Consider the following 15,052-nt stretch of genomic DNA (forward strand, 5'->3'; position numbering starts at 1 on the left):
CGCTGCCGGGCTGTGCCCGGGATGATCCGCTCGTTTCTACGGATCAGAAGGTTAGGGGTTCGAATCCCTTCGGGCGCACCAGAGTAGTCAGATCAGGGCCTTGTCTCGGTTAACGGGACGAGGCCCTGATTTGTCTACGCCTTCGGTCGGCTCGTCGACCACCGTGCGGACGCTGTCTCCGTGTCAACAAAGTGTCAATCGGGCTCCTTCAAGATCGTCTGGAGAGTACCGACGGACAAGGGGACGACATCGATGACGAAGATCATCAAGCTGGCCGGATCGGCGATCGCGGGCCTGGCGATTCTCGCGCTGGCGCCGACTGTGGCCTCGGCGGCGCCCGCGGGTGAGGCTCCCGCGGGTACGACCGCGGTGCAGAGCGGGTGGCTTGGCCAGTGCTACGGCAACTATGGCGGAAACTGGGGCGGCGGCTGGTGCGACGGCAACGGCCCCGACTGGAACTACCAGGGCTATGTCAACTGCACCAACGGCTGGACCTACTACGGCCCGTCGCGGTGGGCTGGTGACCAGCGGATGTCGTACGGGACCTGTCCGAGCGGCTCGTCGGCCACCTCGGGCGGCGTCTACGCGTTCTACACCGGCTGAGTCGACTCGGTCGTGACGGCGGCTGTCCCGTTGACATTGGTGTCAACGGGGCAGCCGCTGTTCGTTCCGTCGGTGGCGGCGCGACCATTGACGTGTGAGCGGCGGTTTCGGAGGGAGTGCCATGGGTGACGTGGTCGTGTTCGGGTTGGGCGGGACGATCGCGATGACCGCGGCCGGTCCCGGGGGTGTGGTCCCGGCGCTCTCGGCCGAGCAGTTGGTGGCGGCGGTGCCCGGCCTCGCCGCGACCGGGATCGACGTCGAAGTGGCGGACTTTCGGCGGGTTCCGGGGGCTTCGCTGACGTTCGCCGATCTCTACGAGCTCGCCGGGGCGATCGAGGCGCGGTTCGCGGGTGGGGCGGCGGGGGTCGTGGTCGTCCAGGGCACCGACACGATCGAGGAGACCGCGTACCTGCTCGACATCTCGCACACCGGGTCGCGGCCGATCGTGGTCACCGGGGCGATGCGGAACCCGACCATGGCCGGGGCGGATGGGCCCGCCAACCTGCTGGCCGCGGTCCAGGTCGCGGCGAGCAAGCAGGCGAAGAACCTTGGTGCGCTGGTGGTGCTCGCCGATGAGGTGCACGCGGCGAATCGGGTGCGGAAGGTGCATTCGAGCAAAGGGGCGGCGTTCGAGTCTCCTAACGGTGGGCCGTTGGGATATGTGGTCGAAGGAGAGGTGCGCGTGCTGAATCGGCCCGCGTGCCGGGTGACCCACCGGTTCGACGGGGAGCCTCGGGCGGTGACCGTCGGGCTGGTGACCATGGGCCTCGGCGACGACGGGACCGTGCTCGACGCCGTGGGGGAGCGGGTGGACGGGCTGGTGGTGGCGGCGTTCGGGGCCGGGCACGTGCCGGAGGCCGTGGTCGGGAAGCTGACGGAGCTGGCGGCGCGGATGCCGGTGGTGCTGGCTTCGCGCACGGGGGCGGGGGCGGTGTTGACGAAGACCTACGGATTCCCTGGGTCGGAGTCGGATCTGCTGAGTCGGGGGCTGATCCCGGCGGGATTCCTTGACCCGCTCAAGGCGCGGATCCTGCTGCACCACGTGCTTTCGCGCGGCAAGCATCCAGACATGGCTCGCGGCGCTTTCGCCTACGCGGCTGGGCATCCGGACCACCACGACGACTGACGGCGGCGGCGGTCCCCAGGTGATCCACAGGCTGTGCACCACCTGGGGACGGCGACCTAACAGCTACGGGAGTCCAGGCGCGGCCTCCACATCGGCAATAAACATCTCGCCCGCCACCGCGTTGCGGCCGACCAAGGACGCCGTCTCCGCGGTCAGCAGGCGGCCCGCGACGTCGGGGTCGCAGCCGACGCGGCCCAGGCGGGCGCGGATGGCGGCCGACGAGCGTTTGCGGGCCGCCGCCAGTTCGCGGATCGCGGTGGTGGCTGGTGTGGACGGTGGGTAGGACAGCCAGTCGGTGCGGAGGGATTCGTCGTCGGGTTGGGTCCAGCGGGCGTGGGAGTTGCCTACGCGGGTTCGGGGGCGGCGGCCCTCGAACGTCGCGATGGCGGTCAGTGCGGTTCGGATAAGGCCGGCCGCGGCGGTCGCGCCGCCGGGCGGGAGGCGGACTTGCCCTTCGGCGACTATCTCGCCCGCGTCGCCGGTGCCGACGAGGTCGAGGTCGACGGCCGCGCCGTTGTCGACCGCGGTCAGGGCGTACGTGACGCCGTGGACAGTGCTGGTGTATTCCATGGTGAAGGCCATGGCGTCACGGTACGTGCTCGGGCGGACACGCATCGGAAGTTATCCACAGGCTCAGCGCTTGCGGTGGCGGCCGACCTTGTGCGGAGGTTGCTCGACTTCGGCGGGCTCCAAGTCGTCGGCGGGTTCCTCGCGCAGGATGGCGGCGAGGGTGGCGTTGGCGCGGCGCAGGCGCCAGATGATGAAGGCGGTGAGCACCACCGCGGTCACCACCCACAATGCCGTCGCCATACCAATCACCGCCCTGTTCCCAGGTTCCCACCTGGCAGGCCCGGGTGCACGACCTTCGGCGCCGTTGCCGGTCCGGATCGACGGATTCCGCCCCTTCGGAGCAATCCGGACACAGCGAGTGACGGTCAGGGAAGCTCGGTGGCCATGGCCTCGGCGGGGGTCGGGTGCGGGGTCGTGACCCGCGGCAGGGTCTCGCGCGCGGGCAGCCAGATCAGCGCGGCCACCACCAGCAGACCACCCGTGGCCAGGAACGACGCCGTGTACGACAGGTTGTCCGCCAGCAGCCCGGCGATGATCGGGCCGCAGATGGCCCCGATGTCGGCGACCATCTGGAACGCGGCGAGCACCTGGCCGCCGCGGGCCTTGTTGCCGATGACGTCGGCGACCGCGGCGCTCTGCGGCGGCGACAGGATGCCCGTTCCGAGCCCGGCCACGGCCGTAACCAGCAGGAACATCGGCACCGACGTGGTGAACCCGACCGCCATCGTGGCCACCCCGGCCACCAGCAGTCCGATGAGGACCGGCGGCTTGCGGCCCCACCGGTCCGACAGCCTGCCCGACACCATCAGCATCACCACGTTGCCCGCGGCGAACACCGCCAGCGCGGTCCCGGCGAAGGAGTCCTCGCGGTCGAGCACCTCGGTGATGAACAGCGGCACCAGCGACACCCGCACGCCGAACGCGGCCCAGCCGTTGGCGAAGTTGGACGCCAGCGCGGCGCGGAAGCCGCTGTCGCGCAGGGCCGTGCGCAGCGGCAGCTCCGGGTGCGGGTTCTCGCTCGCGTCGGCGATCAGGGTCGAGTTCCGCAGCGACAGCCAGACGATCAGGATGGCGACGATCAGCGCGCCCGCGTAGGCGATGAACGGCGCGCGCAGGGAGATCGTGATGAGGCCGCCGCCGACCAGCGGGCCGACGACGGTGCCGAGCAGGAAGCTGGTGCCCCACAGGCCGGTGGCCTTGCCGCGCACGGTGGGTGGCGTCAGGTGCACCAGCAGGGCGACACCCGAGACGGTGAACATGGTGGACCCGATGCCGCCGAGCGCGCGCACCGTGACCAGCTGCCAGTACTCGTTGGCGAACGCGCACGCCCCCGTGCTCGCCGCGACGATCAGCAGGCCCGTCAGATACACCCGCCGCTCGCCGATCCGGCTGAGCAGCGCGCCCGCGGCGGGGGCGAACACCAGCCGCGCGACCGCGAACGCGCTGACCACGATGGACGCCGCGGTGACGCTGACGTCGAAGCTGCGGGCGAAGGTCGGCAGCGCGGGCGCGACCAGCCCGAACCCGATGGCGATGACGAAGTTCGCCGCGACGAGCACCCACACTTCGCGGGGCAGCGTCTCGGGTTTTTCCAGCGTCGACACCGTCACCCGGGACCGCCCCCAAATCGTCAGCGTACACCCACCGTTGGGTTCACCCGATCGGGTAACCCGCGAGTGGGTCCGCGCATTCCATCATCCGACGTCGCGTTGCCGGAAAGCAGCCACTGCGACCCCGAAGAGCACGATCGCGGTACCGGCGAGCCACAGCAACGGCGTCGCGGTGAATTCCGCGCTCGGGATCTTGGCCACGTGGGTGAACGGCGAGACGTCCAGCACCGGCTGGCCCAACTGGACGGCAGGCCCGAACAGGGTGATCAACGCGAACACCGCCACCACACCCCACGCGACCGTGGTGAGCTGGGGCAGCAGTCCGAACAGCAGGGCCGCGACGCCGCCCGCCACCCACACCGCGGGCAGCTGCGCGAGGCACCCGGCCACGATCCCGCCGACCTGCCCGAGATCGCCGACGCGCAGCCCGTGCGCCAGGCCCATCGCCAGCCCCGCGGCACCCAACAGCACCGCCGACCCGACCACGGCGAACGCGAGATGGCTGCCGACCCACGCGACCCGCGAGGTCCCCGTGGCGAGCACCGGCTCGGCGCGCACCGCGGTCTCCTCCGACCGCGCCCGCAGCGCCGCCTGCACCGCGTACATGGCCGTGACGATGCCGATCATCTGCGCGATCGCGGCGATGAACGAGTCGACGAGGCTCTGCGCCCCGCCCATCCGCTCCATGATCTGCCGCACCTGCTCGCTGGTGCCGACGAGGTCGCTGATGCCGTTGGCGATCGACCCGAACACCGCCGCGACGATCACCGCGCCGATGGTCCAGCCGATCAGCGAGCCGCGCTGCAGCCGACACGCCAGCCCCAGCGGGCTTGACAGTGACGCGGGCGCGTTCGCCGGACCCAGCCGCGCGGGGAACAGACCGGCACCGATGTCACGTCGCGGCACGAGCTGGTAGGCCACGGCCAAGATCACGCCCGCCCCGACCAGAGCCAGCCCCAGCGGCCACCAGTTGTCGTCGACGAACGGCTTCGCCCGCTGCGGCCAAGCCAGCGGCGACAGCCAGGACACCCACGACAGCGACGCCGTCGAGTCGCCGACCGCGCGCACCAGGAACGCCCCGCCCAGCACCGCGCACGCGATCCCGTTGGCCGAGCGCGAGTACTCGGTGAGCTGCGCGGTCACCGCCGAGATCGCGGTGAACACCAGTCCGGCGCCCGCCACACCCAGCCCGAGCAGGAACGACCCGGACGTGGGCAGCCCGGCCCCGGCCAGCCCCGCCGCGGCGGCCAGCCCGATCACGATGTTCGCCCCCGCCGCGACAGCCACCGCCGCGGTCAGCGCCGCGTACCGGCCGACCACCGCCGACCCGATCAGCTCGAGCCTGCCGCTGTCCTCCTCGGCGCGGGTGTGCCGGGTGACGGTGAAGACGCTCATCAGCGCGGCGAACAGCGCGAGGAACAGCCCGTAGCGCCACGCGGTGAACCCGCCCGCCGTGGTCAGGTCGTAGGCCGGGCCGTAGATCACCGCGATCGACGGGTTCGCCCCCGCGCCGACGCTCAGCGCGAGCCGGGACGCCGCGTCGGGGTAGAGCTGCTCGTAGGCCGCGACCGTGCTCATGGGGGTCAGCCCGAGCAGCAGGATCCAGATCGGCAGGATGACCCGGTCGCGGCGCAGCGCCAGCCGGACGAGCTGCCATGTCCCGGTCATCAGGCGACTTCTTCCTGGTAGTGGCGCAGGAACAGCTCTTCGAGCGTGGGCGGCTGGCTCGTCAGCGAGCGCACCCCGGAGTTGGTGAGCGCCTTCAGCGCGGCGTCGAGCTCGCGGGTGTCGACGTCGAAGGACACGTGGTTGCCGTTGACCTTCACGTCGTGCACGCCCGCCAGCGTGGCGATCCCGTTGGGCGGCGTGGCCAGCTCGGCGGTGATCGTGGTGCGGGTGAGGTGGCGCAGCTCCGACAGCGTGCCGGTCTCGACGGTCCGGCCCGCGCGGATGATGCTGACCCGGTCGCACAGGGTCTCGACCTCGGCGAGGATGTGGCTGGAGAGCAATACAGTGCGGCCCCGGTCGCGCTCCTCCTCGATGCACTCCTGGAACACCGCCTCCATCAGCGGGTCCAATCCGGACGTCGGCTCGTCGAGGACCAGCAGCTCCACATCGGAGGCCAGCGCGGCGACGAGGGCGACCTTCTGCCGGTTTCCCTTGGAGTAGGTGCGGCCCTTCTTGCGTGGGTCGAGGTCGAAGCGCTCCAACAGGTCGGCGCGCCTGCGCTGGTCGAGCCCGCCGCGCAGCCTGCCGAGCAGGTCGATGACCTCGCCGCCGGACAGGTTCGGCCACAGCGACACGTCGCCGGGCACGTAGGCCAGCCTGCGGTGCAGGGCCGTGGCGTCCTTCCACGGGTCGCCGCCGAGCAGCGTCGCGGAGCCCGCGTCGGAGCGCAGCAGGCCGAGCAGGACGCGGATGGTGGTGGATTTGCCCGCCCCGTTGGGGCCGAGGAAGCCGTGGACCTCCCCGGTCCGCACCGTCAGGTCGAGCCCGTCGAGCGCGCGGGTCCGGCCGAAGGTCTTGACCAGGCCGGACACCGAGATTGCGGTTGTCATGGTTCAGAAGCTACTCTCATTTCACAAATTTGTGAACATTAAGAACTCGTAAGGATGGCGTGAGAGGGTGAGCACGTGACCGACAGATCCCAAGACGACGCGGTGGCCAGGTTCGTGGAGCGGTTCGCCCTGCTGCTGGCCGACGCGGGCATGGCGCGGATGCCCGCCCGCGTTTTCACCCGCCTGCTGGCCACCGACTCCGGCCGGATGACGGCCGGGGAGCTCGCCGAAGCGCTCAACGTCAGCCCCGCGGCCATCTCCGGCGCCGTGCGCTACCTCGACCAGGTCCACCTCGTCCACAAGCGCCGCGAACCCGGCGAGCGGCGCGACCACTACGCGGTGGACGACGACACCTGGCTCGACGCGATCACCAACCGCGACAAGCTCTACGACACCTGGAACGCCGCGCTCGCCGAAGGGGCCGACGCGCTGGGCACCGACACCCGCGCGGGCAAGCGGATCGACGACACCCGCCGGTTCTTCGAGTTCCTCAAGAAGGAGACACCGCTGCTGATGGAACGCTGGCGCGCGCAGGAAGAGGGCCGCTGATGCGGGCGACGCTGGCGACAGCGGCACTGCTGCCGGTCCTCGCCGCGCAAGGTCTGCTGCTGCGTCGGACCATTCCGCGCCTTCCCGGCGCCGAAGGACCGGTCAGCGGCACGACCGGGTCCGGTGCGCCGTTCCGCCTCGCGGTGCTCGGTGAGTCGACCGCGGCGGGCGTAGGCGCGCGCACCCATGATGTCGGGCTCGCGGGCAGGCTGGCCGAGGCCGTCGCCGGACGCGGGTTCGCCGTGCGCTGGCAGGTGTCCGCGCGGATCGGCGCCAACGCCCACGTCACCCGCACCGAGCTGGCCGACGCGCTCGACCCGGCCGACGTCGTGGTGGTCGTGCTGGGCGTCAACGACGTGATCGAGTTCCACTCGGCCGCCCGCTGGACCCGCGACCTGCTGCGTCTCGTCGTCGACCTGCGTCGGCGCCACGGCAGGATCGTGCTCGCCGGGGTGCCGCCGATGGACCGGTTCCCCGCGCTGCCCCGCCCCATGCGGACGGTCCTCGGCCTGCGGTCCGCCGAACTCGACGCAGCCGCCGCCCGGATCGCGGACCGCGTGCCGGGCGTGGCGCACGTGCCGCTGCCCGCGGAACTGCTCGACGGCGACCTGTTCTGCGCCGACCGCTTCCACCCGTCCGAGCGCGGCTACGCGCTGTGGGCCGACGGGCTGGCCGACACGGTCAGCGCTCCGCGGCCCGCACCAGCTTCTTCGTCAGCGCCTCGATGAACTTGTTCATGCCGAGCCGCAGCACCGGACCCGTTCCGGGCACCCGCTCGCCGAAGCTGCCGCGCCACACCAGGTCGGTGCCGCCGCCCTCGCGCGGGGTCAGGGTGATCTCGGCGATGTAGTCCTTGATCGGGCCGGGGGTGCGCAGGGCGTAGCGGTGGCGCCGGTCCTGCTCGTACTCCAGCGTCTCCTCGCGCACCAGCACCGGCTTGTGGCCCAGCGCCCGCACCGCGCCGACCCCGGCTGGGGCTGACTCGCCCGCGCGCACCATCTTCGAGTAGGAGACCAGCGGTTTCGCCCACTCCGACCAGCGGCCACCGTCGGCGACCAGGGCGAAGATCGTGGCGGGGTCCGCGGTGCTGCTCGCGGTGACCTCGAAGGCATACGTGCTTCGGTGCTCGACCATGCGCCACATCGTGACATCGAACAGTGGTATCCGCGTAGCCTCGTCGCATGACCTCCGGGGTGAATGACGTCACGGCGCTGGCCGACGAACTGCTCGACGTGCTCTTCGACGCCGAACCGATGTCCGCGAGCCTGCACGGCATCCCGGGCTACGACGAGCGCCTCGCCGACCCGTCGGAGGCCGCCGCCGCCACGCTGCGCGCCAAGTGCGCCGACATCGCCGCGCGCGCGGGCGGGTCCGACGACGTGACCGCGCAGGTGATCGCCCAGCAGGCCCAGGCCGAGATCGACCGGATCGACTCCCGCCAAGTCGAGTACACCGTCACCGACCTGTTCAACGGCGCGGCGTCCTCGATGCTGACCTTCCTGCCGATGCTGGCCCTGACAGATGAGGCGCACGCGCGGGCGTACGTGACCCGGCTCGGCGCCGTGCCCGCCTTCCTCGACGCGCATCTCGAACGCCACCGCGGCGGTGTCGCGGCCGGTCGGGTGCCGGTGCGGCGGCTCGTCGACAACGCCGTCGCCCAGCTCGACCGCTACCTCGCCGCCGACGCCGACCCGCTGCTCGGGCAGTCGGGGCCGCTGGCCGAGGAGCGCGAGCGGGTCGTCGCCGAGGTCGTCCGGCCCGCGTTCGCCCGCTACCGCGCCGCGCTCGTCGACGAGATCGCCCAGCACGGCCGCCCCGACGACCGGCCCGGCCTGTGCGCGCTGCCCGACGGCGAGGCCGCCTATGCCGCACTGTCGCGGGTCCACACGACGACCGACCGCACTCCCGACGACCTGCACCAGACCGGCCTCGACCTGATCGCCGGGCTGCGCGAGGAGTACGCCGAACTCGGCGACCGCGTCTGGGGCGTCACCGACCAGGCCGAGGTCTTCCAGCGGCTGATCAGCGACCCGGCCCTGCGCTGGCGCGACGCCGACGAACTGCTGGCCCACGCGCGGTCGGCGATCGAGCGCGCCGAGGCCGAGGCGCCCAAGTGGTTCGGCAGGTTCCCCTCGCAGCGGTGTCAGCTCGAACCGGTCCCGGCCGCGCAGGCGCCCGGCGGACCGGCCGCCTACTACATGTCGCCGTCGCTCGACGGCTCCCGGCCGGGCATCTACTACGCCAACACCGACCGCGCCCACGAGCGTGACCGGTTCACCTCCGAGGTAACCGCCTTCCACGAGGCCGTGCCCGGCCACCACTTCCAGCTCACCATCGCCCAGGAGCTGACCGGCCTGCCGCTGCTGCGCAAACTGGCCGACGTCAACGCCTACGCGGAGGGCTGGGGTCTCTACACCGAGCGCCTCGCCGAGGAGATGGGCCTGTACTCCAGCGACGTCGACCGGCTCGGCATGCTGGCCATGGACTCCCTGCGCGCGGCACGGCTGGTGGTCGACACCGGTCTGCACGCCAAGGGGTGGAGCCGCGAGCAGGCGGTGGCCTACATGCGGGAGAACACGCCGGTGTCCGACCTGGAGATCAGCAACGAGGTCGACCGCTACATCGCCTACCCGGGGCAGGCACTGTCCTACATGGTCGGTCGGCTGGAGATCCAGCGCATCCGCGCCGCGGCCACGGCCCGGCTCGGCGACCGCTTCGACATCCGCGCGTTCCACGACCTGGTGCTCGGCGGGGGCCCGCTGCCGCTGTCGGTGCTCGACCAGGTCGTCACCGGCTGGGAAGGGTAGCCGCGCTCTCCACGATCTGGCGGGCGACCTTGGCGTCGAGTGCGGGCGGCTCGTCTGGCCCGCCCTCCAGGTCGCTGGTGACGACGAGCAGCGCCACCTCTTTGTCGCTGAGGGGCACGGCCAGGACCGTGACCTCGGCGGCGCGGGCCGCGCACTCGCCCTCGGCGGTGATCTTGACGGTCACGACGACCGCGCCGTCCTCGCCGGGCTTGCTCGTCGGCGCCGCGATCTCGGCGCCCGCGTGGAAGCGCTCGCCGAACGCCTTGGCGAAGGTTGCCGCCGTTTGGCCGGGGTCGAGTGGCTTGTCGGACTTGCTGCGAGTCGCCGCGCCGACCGCGAACGACCTTGTGTAGGGGTTGTTACCGCATTGATATGGCCCGTAGGCGGCCATGCCGCCGAACCGGACGCCGAGCACCTCGACGGTCCGGTCGCTCGTCCGCCAGTCGTCGGGGACCTGGTAGGTCAGCCGGGCCTGCGCGTTGTCGATTCGCCCTGGTTTGGGGGCTGTTGTCCGGGGTGACGTCGATGTTGTCGTCGGCGGGGCGCTGGAACTGGTGCTGGGCGCGGTCTGCTGGCTACCGCCATTGCGGTTCAGCAAAACGATAGTGATCACAGTGGCGACAATGATCGTGATGGCGCTGATACCGAGGATGGCGGGCAATAACGAGCGTGCCCGGCCGGGAGATTCGGCGAATGCCGAAGATGTCGGAAATCCGCTATCAAAGGCTGCTCGCGCAGCGGGTCGTCGTTCTGCCAACCGCTCACGGGATGACCCTAACGCGCCTCCGACCTGGCCGAACCCGGTTTCGGAGAGTGTCCTTCGTGGACATTGTCACCTGATCGCGAACGTAACAACACGGAATGTCCCCCCGATGAGGGAGCGGATACAACACTCGGTAGAGTCCGCGCCACTGATCGACGGTGATCACCCCAATCGGGTGAGTTGATCTCCGGCCAATCGGTGGCGGCGGGCTCCTCCAGATTCCGCGCCGCATCCAGCTTGTCAAGGATCGACGTCGGACCCGTTCAAGGAGAGTCATGGGCCGTTCCACCCTCCGCCGCGCTGGCGCCGCGATCGCCACGGCAGCCGCCACCCTGATGCTGGCCGCCCTCCCCGCGGCCGCGGACCCCGTCACCGGTCAGGCTCAGCACGAGCCCAAGGCCGAGGGCTGGGAAGTCAAGATGGGCGACGGCAACCTCAGCGAGATCCAGCCGACGCTGTTCACCCTGAAGCTCAGCGACGGCACGACCCTGCGGGTCTACTGCGTCGAGATCCACGTCAACCTGATCATCAACGAGGACATGGTCGAGGTCCCCTGGGACGCCTACCCGGGCGACGGCGACTTCGACAAGAACCGCGCGAAGATCAACTGGGTGCTGCACAACGGCTTCCCCGGCAAGTCGCTCGAGGACCTGAACAAGATCCCCGGCGTCGAGTGGGGCGAGGACGGCCTCGAGGAGCGCGAGGCGATCTCCGCGACCCAGGCCGCCGTGTGGCACTTCAGCGACGGTGTCGACCTGAACAAGGACAACCCGACGCCGACCCGCGATGACGCCAAGAAGGACGTCCTCGCGCTCTACAACTACCTCGTCGGCGAGGCCAACACCGGCATCGAGGAGCAGCCCAACCCGGCGCTGCAGGTGAGCCCCGAGTCGCAGACCGGTGAGGCGGGCAAGCTCGTCGGCCCGTTCACCGTCAGCACCAACGGCGGCGTCACCGAGATCGTGAAGAACCTGCCCGAGGGCGTCACGCTGACCGACAAGGACGGCAAGGAGATCGCCGCCGCCGACATCAAGGACGGCACCGAGCTGTTCCTGAAGGTCCCGGCCGACGCCAAGGCGGGCGAGGGCGACTTCAAGCTCAAGGGCCAGTCGAAGGTCGACACCGGTCGCCTGTTCGTCGTCAAGGACGAGAACAAGCGCGGCCAGTCGCTGATCGTGGCCGACTCGCACGTGCTCAAGGTCGAGGCCGGTGCCAAGGGCGACTGGAAGATCGCCCCGACCACCCCGCCGGTCACCACCACCACGCCGCCGGTCACCACGACCACCACGGCCCCGCCGGTCACCACGACGACGACCACCACCCCGGTTCCCCAGGGCAGCGACCTGCCCGACACCGGCGCGTCGATCCTGCTGCCGGTCCTGATCGGTGTCGGCCTCGTCGGCGCCGGAACCGGTGCCGTGATCTACCAGCGCCGCCGCCGCGCGGCCTGATAGTCCAGTGAGCCGAGGCCCCTCCGAGACGCTCGGAGGGGCCTCACTCATCCGTCGGGTCGAGTCGCGAACTGGGCGGAAATCGGTAGGTTCCCGGTTGGTACTCTGCGTGCAGGGTGCACAGCAGGTCTCGTGAGTGCGTGAGGAGCACCGATGGGCATCGACTTCAACGAGCTGAAGAACAAGGCGGAAGACCTTGTCGAGCAGCACGGGGACAAGATCGAGCAGGGCGTCGAGAAGGCGGGCGAGTTCGTCAAGGGCAAGTTCGGCCACGACGAGCAGGTCGACGGGGTCGTCGACAAGATCCAGGACATGATCCCGGACAAGCCCGCCGCCGGTGAGGGCACCCAGGCGTGAACTTAGGCGAGTCGGGCGAGCGGGTCCTTCCTCCGGGAGGGACCCGCTCGTCTGCTGCCCGGAAACCGAGCGTCCACACCTGGCAGCGCGTCGACCCGCCGCGGCTGGAGTCCGTGCGGCTGCTGGTCGCCGAGACGCGGCTGCTGGCCTCGGGCAGGCTCATCGCGGCCGCCGACGCCGACGTCGAGGCGTTCAGCGCGTCGTTCGAGGCGTCGGTCGACAAGGGGGAGACGGCCGGGCGGCTGCTGCTGCGCACCACCACGGCAGAAGAGGAACGCCAGATCTCGCTGAGCCGCACCGAGGACGGTGCCTGGCTGGTCGACCGCGCGGGCGCGTCCCGGCGCGACGAGTTCGACGGGTCGCTGACGGTCGCGGTCGGCGGCGCGGTCACCTTCCACACGCTGCCGATCCGCAGGCTCGGCCTGCACCGGGCGCCCTCCGAGGTGGTGCTGCCCGTGGTGTGGGTGCGCGTGCCCGACCTGGCGGTCAGCCTGGTCAGCCAGACCTACCGCACGGTGTCGATCGACGACTCCGGCGCGGTCATCGCCTTCACGCAGGACGGCGTCACGACCGAACTCGTCGTCGACACCGACGGCGTCGTCGTCGACTTCCCGGGTGTGGCCACCCGCGTCTGATATCGGCTCGGCAACAAAACCGTGACCGCGCCCACACCGGCCCTACGTTGGCCCGGTGGATCAACCCCGCCCCAAACTGCTCCGCCGCGCCGCCATCATCGTCGCGGGTGTCGTGGTCATCGGGGGTGCCGTGGCGGTGTTGCGCTCGCCGGACCAGGCCGTCGACCAGCCCAAGCCCGTCCCCCCTCCGCAGACCACGGTCAAGGAGTTCGCGGGGGACACCGTCGTCATCCCGTCGCCCGGCAACCCGCCCGCGCAGCCCGCGGGTCTCTCGGTCGAGGCAGGCCCGCAGCGGCTGCTGGTCGCGTGGGGGCCGCAGCGGACGGGGCAGCCGGAGCCGGAGCGCGCGGCCGGGTACGAGATCCGCTGGGGACGTGACGGCACGCTGAACAACGTGCGCCTGCTGTCCCAGCCCGTCGCGCAGCTCGACGCGCTCGACAATGACGTGCCCTACCAGATCGAGGTGCGCACGATCGACTCGTTCGGCAAGCGCTCGATGCCCGCGCTGACCATGGGCACGCCCAAGGCGCCGGACAGCGAGCCGCCGTGGACGTTCGTCGACCGGTTCGCCTCGCGGGTGGTGCCGGAGCCGTCGCGGTGGCGGGTGGCGGGCACGTCCGACTGCGGCCGGGCCACCCGCGGCGAGGGCCAGGACGGCAAGCGGATGGTGGTCAGCGGCCAGTGCGGCGCCGAGCCGGTGGTGCTGCGGTCGCGCGCGCCGTTCCGGCTGCGGGACACCCCGGTCGACGGCGAGTTCGGCAGGCTCGTGCTCGGCACCGACCATCCCGGCCAGGCAGGCGAGTTGACCATCGACTTCGCGCCGGGGCCGGTCGACTTGGTCGGGCCGGTCAACGGCTCGACGCACGCGGGCGCGCCGGGACTCGCGCGGGACGAACCGGGGCTCCCGCCCGGCTCCATCAGGGTGCGGATCGTCGGGGGCCAGGTGCCCGCGGCGCAGGTCCTGGTCCCGCCGGGGACCGCGCGGCTGGGCAAGCCGGTCGCGGTGACGCCGATGGCGCCCGCCGAGATCGGGATCTCCACGCGCTGGGAGGTCGTGTTCCGCACCGACGGGGTCCACCTCCTGCAGGACGGCAAGGTCGTCGGCGGCGGTGACGTGCTCCCGGCCTGGCGCGAGGCGACCGCGCTGCTCGGGTTCATCGGCGGCCCGGGTGGCCTGCACGCGGCGGTCGACGTGGTCGGCTTCCTCGGCGCCGAGACCGCGCCGCCGGTGCTGGTGGCCCCGCCCGTGCTCGACACCGGGCGAGTGATCGTCGAGGCGGGCACCCAGCTGACCAGCCCGTCCGGTGGCGCGCGGGTCGAGGGCGCGGTCGGCGGGCAGCTGCGGGTGACGCTCGTGCCGACGAACCCGATCCCGGCCGCGGAAGAGTTCACCATCGACGTCGGCGGCAAGGAGTTCCCCGCGCGGCCCGCGATCGCCGGGCAGCCGCTGATCCGCGGCGTGCGCTATCCCATCGTGGCCGACCTGCCCGCCGAAGCCCTGATCCTGCGGTCCGACGGCGACACCCTGCCGGTGCGGGTCCGCGGCCCGTTCCGGCGCGGCGAGGGGGCGGCCCGCGTGGTGAGCGCGTCGATCGAGCTGGTCGCGCCGCCGGGCGCGGTGTCGGCGGCGGCAGGCTCCGGCACGGACGTCCCGCTGCCGCGCACCAGGCTGGCGCTGGCCAGGCCGTCGGCGCGGTTCCTCGACTCCGCGGGCCAGCCGCTCGCCACGGACGCGGCGGTGCCCCGGGGGCGGCTGGTGTTGGAGGTGGCCGCGGACGGTCCCGGCGGTCAGCGGCTCGGCGGTGAGCTGGCGGGGCTGGCGGGCGTGGAGGTGCGGCTGGACGGGGAGAAGATCGCGGGCATCCCCACGGTCGCCGACGGCCCCGGCGTCGCGGGGATCTGGCGGCTGGCGCTGAACACGACGGGCTTGGGGGAGGGTTCGCACACGATCGAGGTGAAGGCGATCGGCGTCGACGCGCGCGCGGCCTTCGCCGTGGCCTACGCGCCGTTCACGATCTAGCCC

General features: G+C 71.5%; 16 protein-coding genes. 9 read left to right on the forward strand and 7 right to left on the reverse strand.

Annotated features, from left to right (window positions below; genetic code table 11):
- Nucleotides 1-252: 252 nt before the first annotated feature.
- Both ACSHT8_RS24325 and ACSHT8_RS24330 read left to right on the forward strand, forming a co-directional pair.
- Nucleotides 253-603, forward strand: coding sequence for a hypothetical protein (locus ACSHT8_RS24325; RefSeq protein WP_436493210.1), 351 nt, complete (start codon nucleotides 253-255; stop codon nucleotides 601-603).
- Between the two features lie 121 nt (nucleotides 604-724).
- Nucleotides 725-1,729, forward strand: coding sequence for an asparaginase (locus ACSHT8_RS24330; RefSeq protein ID WP_436493211.1), 1,005 nt, complete (start codon nucleotides 725-727; stop codon nucleotides 1,727-1,729).
- 63 nt (nucleotides 1,730-1,792) lie between these two features.
- Here ACSHT8_RS24330 and ACSHT8_RS24335 read toward each other — a convergent pair whose 3' ends face one another.
- The 5 genes from ACSHT8_RS24335 to ACSHT8_RS24355 all read right to left on the reverse strand — a co-directional run bounded on the left by ACSHT8_RS24335 (nucleotide 1,793) and on the right by ACSHT8_RS24355 (nucleotide 6,467).
- Nucleotides 1,793-2,311 carry a hypothetical protein gene (locus tag ACSHT8_RS24335; protein ID WP_436493212.1) on the reverse strand — a complete coding sequence of 173 codons (519 nt, stop codon included), beginning with the start codon at nucleotides 2,309-2,311 and terminating at the stop codon, nucleotides 1,793-1,795.
- A 51-nt stretch (nucleotides 2,312-2,362) separates the two neighbouring features.
- Nucleotides 2,363-2,539 (reverse strand): hypothetical protein, encoded by a 177-nt coding sequence (locus ACSHT8_RS24340; RefSeq protein ID WP_436493213.1) that lies wholly within the window; start codon nucleotides 2,537-2,539, stop codon nucleotides 2,363-2,365.
- 125 nt (nucleotides 2,540-2,664) lie between these two features.
- Nucleotides 2,665-3,903, reverse strand: coding sequence for an MFS transporter (locus tag ACSHT8_RS24345; RefSeq protein ID WP_436493214.1), 1,239 nt, complete (start codon nucleotides 3,901-3,903; stop codon nucleotides 2,665-2,667).
- A 90-nt stretch (nucleotides 3,904-3,993) separates the two neighbouring features.
- Nucleotides 3,994-5,577, reverse strand: a complete 1,584-nt coding sequence (locus ACSHT8_RS24350) for an ABC transporter permease (protein ID WP_436493215.1) — start codon at nucleotides 5,575-5,577, stop codon at nucleotides 3,994-3,996.
- Nucleotides 5,577-6,467: an ABC transporter ATP-binding protein gene (locus ACSHT8_RS24355; RefSeq protein WP_436493216.1), complete on the reverse strand. Its 891-nt coding sequence runs from the start codon at nucleotides 6,465-6,467 to the stop codon at nucleotides 5,577-5,579. The genes ACSHT8_RS24350 and ACSHT8_RS24355 overlap by 1 nt, the downstream gene beginning before the upstream one ends.
- Nucleotides 6,468-6,542: 75 nt before the next feature.
- Between ACSHT8_RS24355 and ACSHT8_RS24360 the strand changes: the two genes are divergently transcribed.
- Both ACSHT8_RS24360 and ACSHT8_RS24365 read left to right on the forward strand, forming a co-directional pair.
- Nucleotides 6,543-7,016, forward strand: coding sequence for a GbsR/MarR family transcriptional regulator (locus ACSHT8_RS24360; RefSeq protein ID WP_436493217.1), 474 nt, complete (start codon nucleotides 6,543-6,545; stop codon nucleotides 7,014-7,016).
- Complete coding sequence (locus ACSHT8_RS24365) at nucleotides 7,016-7,744, forward strand: SGNH/GDSL hydrolase family protein (protein ID WP_436493218.1); 729 nt, start codon at nucleotides 7,016-7,018, stop codon at nucleotides 7,742-7,744. Before ACSHT8_RS24360 ends, ACSHT8_RS24365 begins: the two co-directional genes overlap by 1 nt.
- Here ACSHT8_RS24365 and ACSHT8_RS24370 read toward each other — a convergent pair.
- A complete protein-coding gene (locus ACSHT8_RS24370) occupies nucleotides 7,698-8,150 on the reverse strand; it encodes an SRPBCC family protein (RefSeq protein ID WP_436493219.1) in 453 nt (150 codons plus the stop codon). The two genes, ACSHT8_RS24365 and ACSHT8_RS24370, sit on opposite strands and share 47 nt — an antisense overlap.
- A gap of 47 nt (nucleotides 8,151-8,197) precedes the next feature.
- On the opposite strand from ACSHT8_RS24370, the gene ACSHT8_RS24375 reads away from it, so the two are divergent.
- Nucleotides 8,198-9,823 carry a DUF885 domain-containing protein gene (locus tag ACSHT8_RS24375; RefSeq protein ID WP_436493220.1) on the forward strand — a complete coding sequence of 542 codons (1,626 nt, stop codon included), beginning with the start codon at nucleotides 8,198-8,200 and terminating at the stop codon, nucleotides 9,821-9,823.
- On the opposite strand, the gene ACSHT8_RS24380 is transcribed toward ACSHT8_RS24375, so the two are convergent.
- Nucleotides 9,804-10,436: a hypothetical protein gene (locus ACSHT8_RS24380; protein WP_436493221.1), complete on the reverse strand. Its 633-nt coding sequence runs from the start codon at nucleotides 10,434-10,436 to the stop codon at nucleotides 9,804-9,806. The genes ACSHT8_RS24375 and ACSHT8_RS24380 overlap by 20 nt on opposite strands.
- 425 nt (nucleotides 10,437-10,861) lie before the next feature.
- On the opposite strand from ACSHT8_RS24380, the gene ACSHT8_RS24385 reads away from it, so the two are divergent.
- From ACSHT8_RS24385 to ACSHT8_RS24400, 4 genes are all read left to right on the forward strand, one after another.
- Entirely contained in the window at nucleotides 10,862-12,037 is a 1,176-nt protein-coding gene (locus tag ACSHT8_RS24385) for a thioester domain-containing protein (protein ID WP_436493222.1), read from the forward strand.
- Nucleotides 12,038-12,190: 153 nt separating this feature from the next.
- Nucleotides 12,191-12,394: an antitoxin gene (locus tag ACSHT8_RS24390; RefSeq protein ID WP_436493223.1), complete on the forward strand. Its 204-nt coding sequence runs from the start codon at nucleotides 12,191-12,193 to the stop codon at nucleotides 12,392-12,394.
- Nucleotides 12,391-13,029 carry a putative glycolipid-binding domain-containing protein gene (locus ACSHT8_RS24395; protein WP_436493224.1) on the forward strand — a complete coding sequence of 213 codons (639 nt, stop codon included), beginning with the start codon at nucleotides 12,391-12,393 and terminating at the stop codon, nucleotides 13,027-13,029. Before ACSHT8_RS24390 ends, ACSHT8_RS24395 begins: the two co-directional genes overlap by 4 nt.
- A 55-nt stretch (nucleotides 13,030-13,084) precedes the next feature.
- Nucleotides 13,085-15,049, forward strand: a complete 1,965-nt coding sequence (locus ACSHT8_RS24400; protein WP_436493225.1) for a hypothetical protein — start codon at nucleotides 13,085-13,087, stop codon at nucleotides 15,047-15,049.
- Nucleotides 15,050-15,052 lie beyond the last annotated feature (3 nt).

It is taken from the genome of Actinokineospora sp. HUAS TT18 (assembly GCF_051364635.1).
Classification (GTDB): domain Bacteria; phylum Actinomycetota; class Actinomycetes; order Mycobacteriales; family Pseudonocardiaceae; genus Actinokineospora.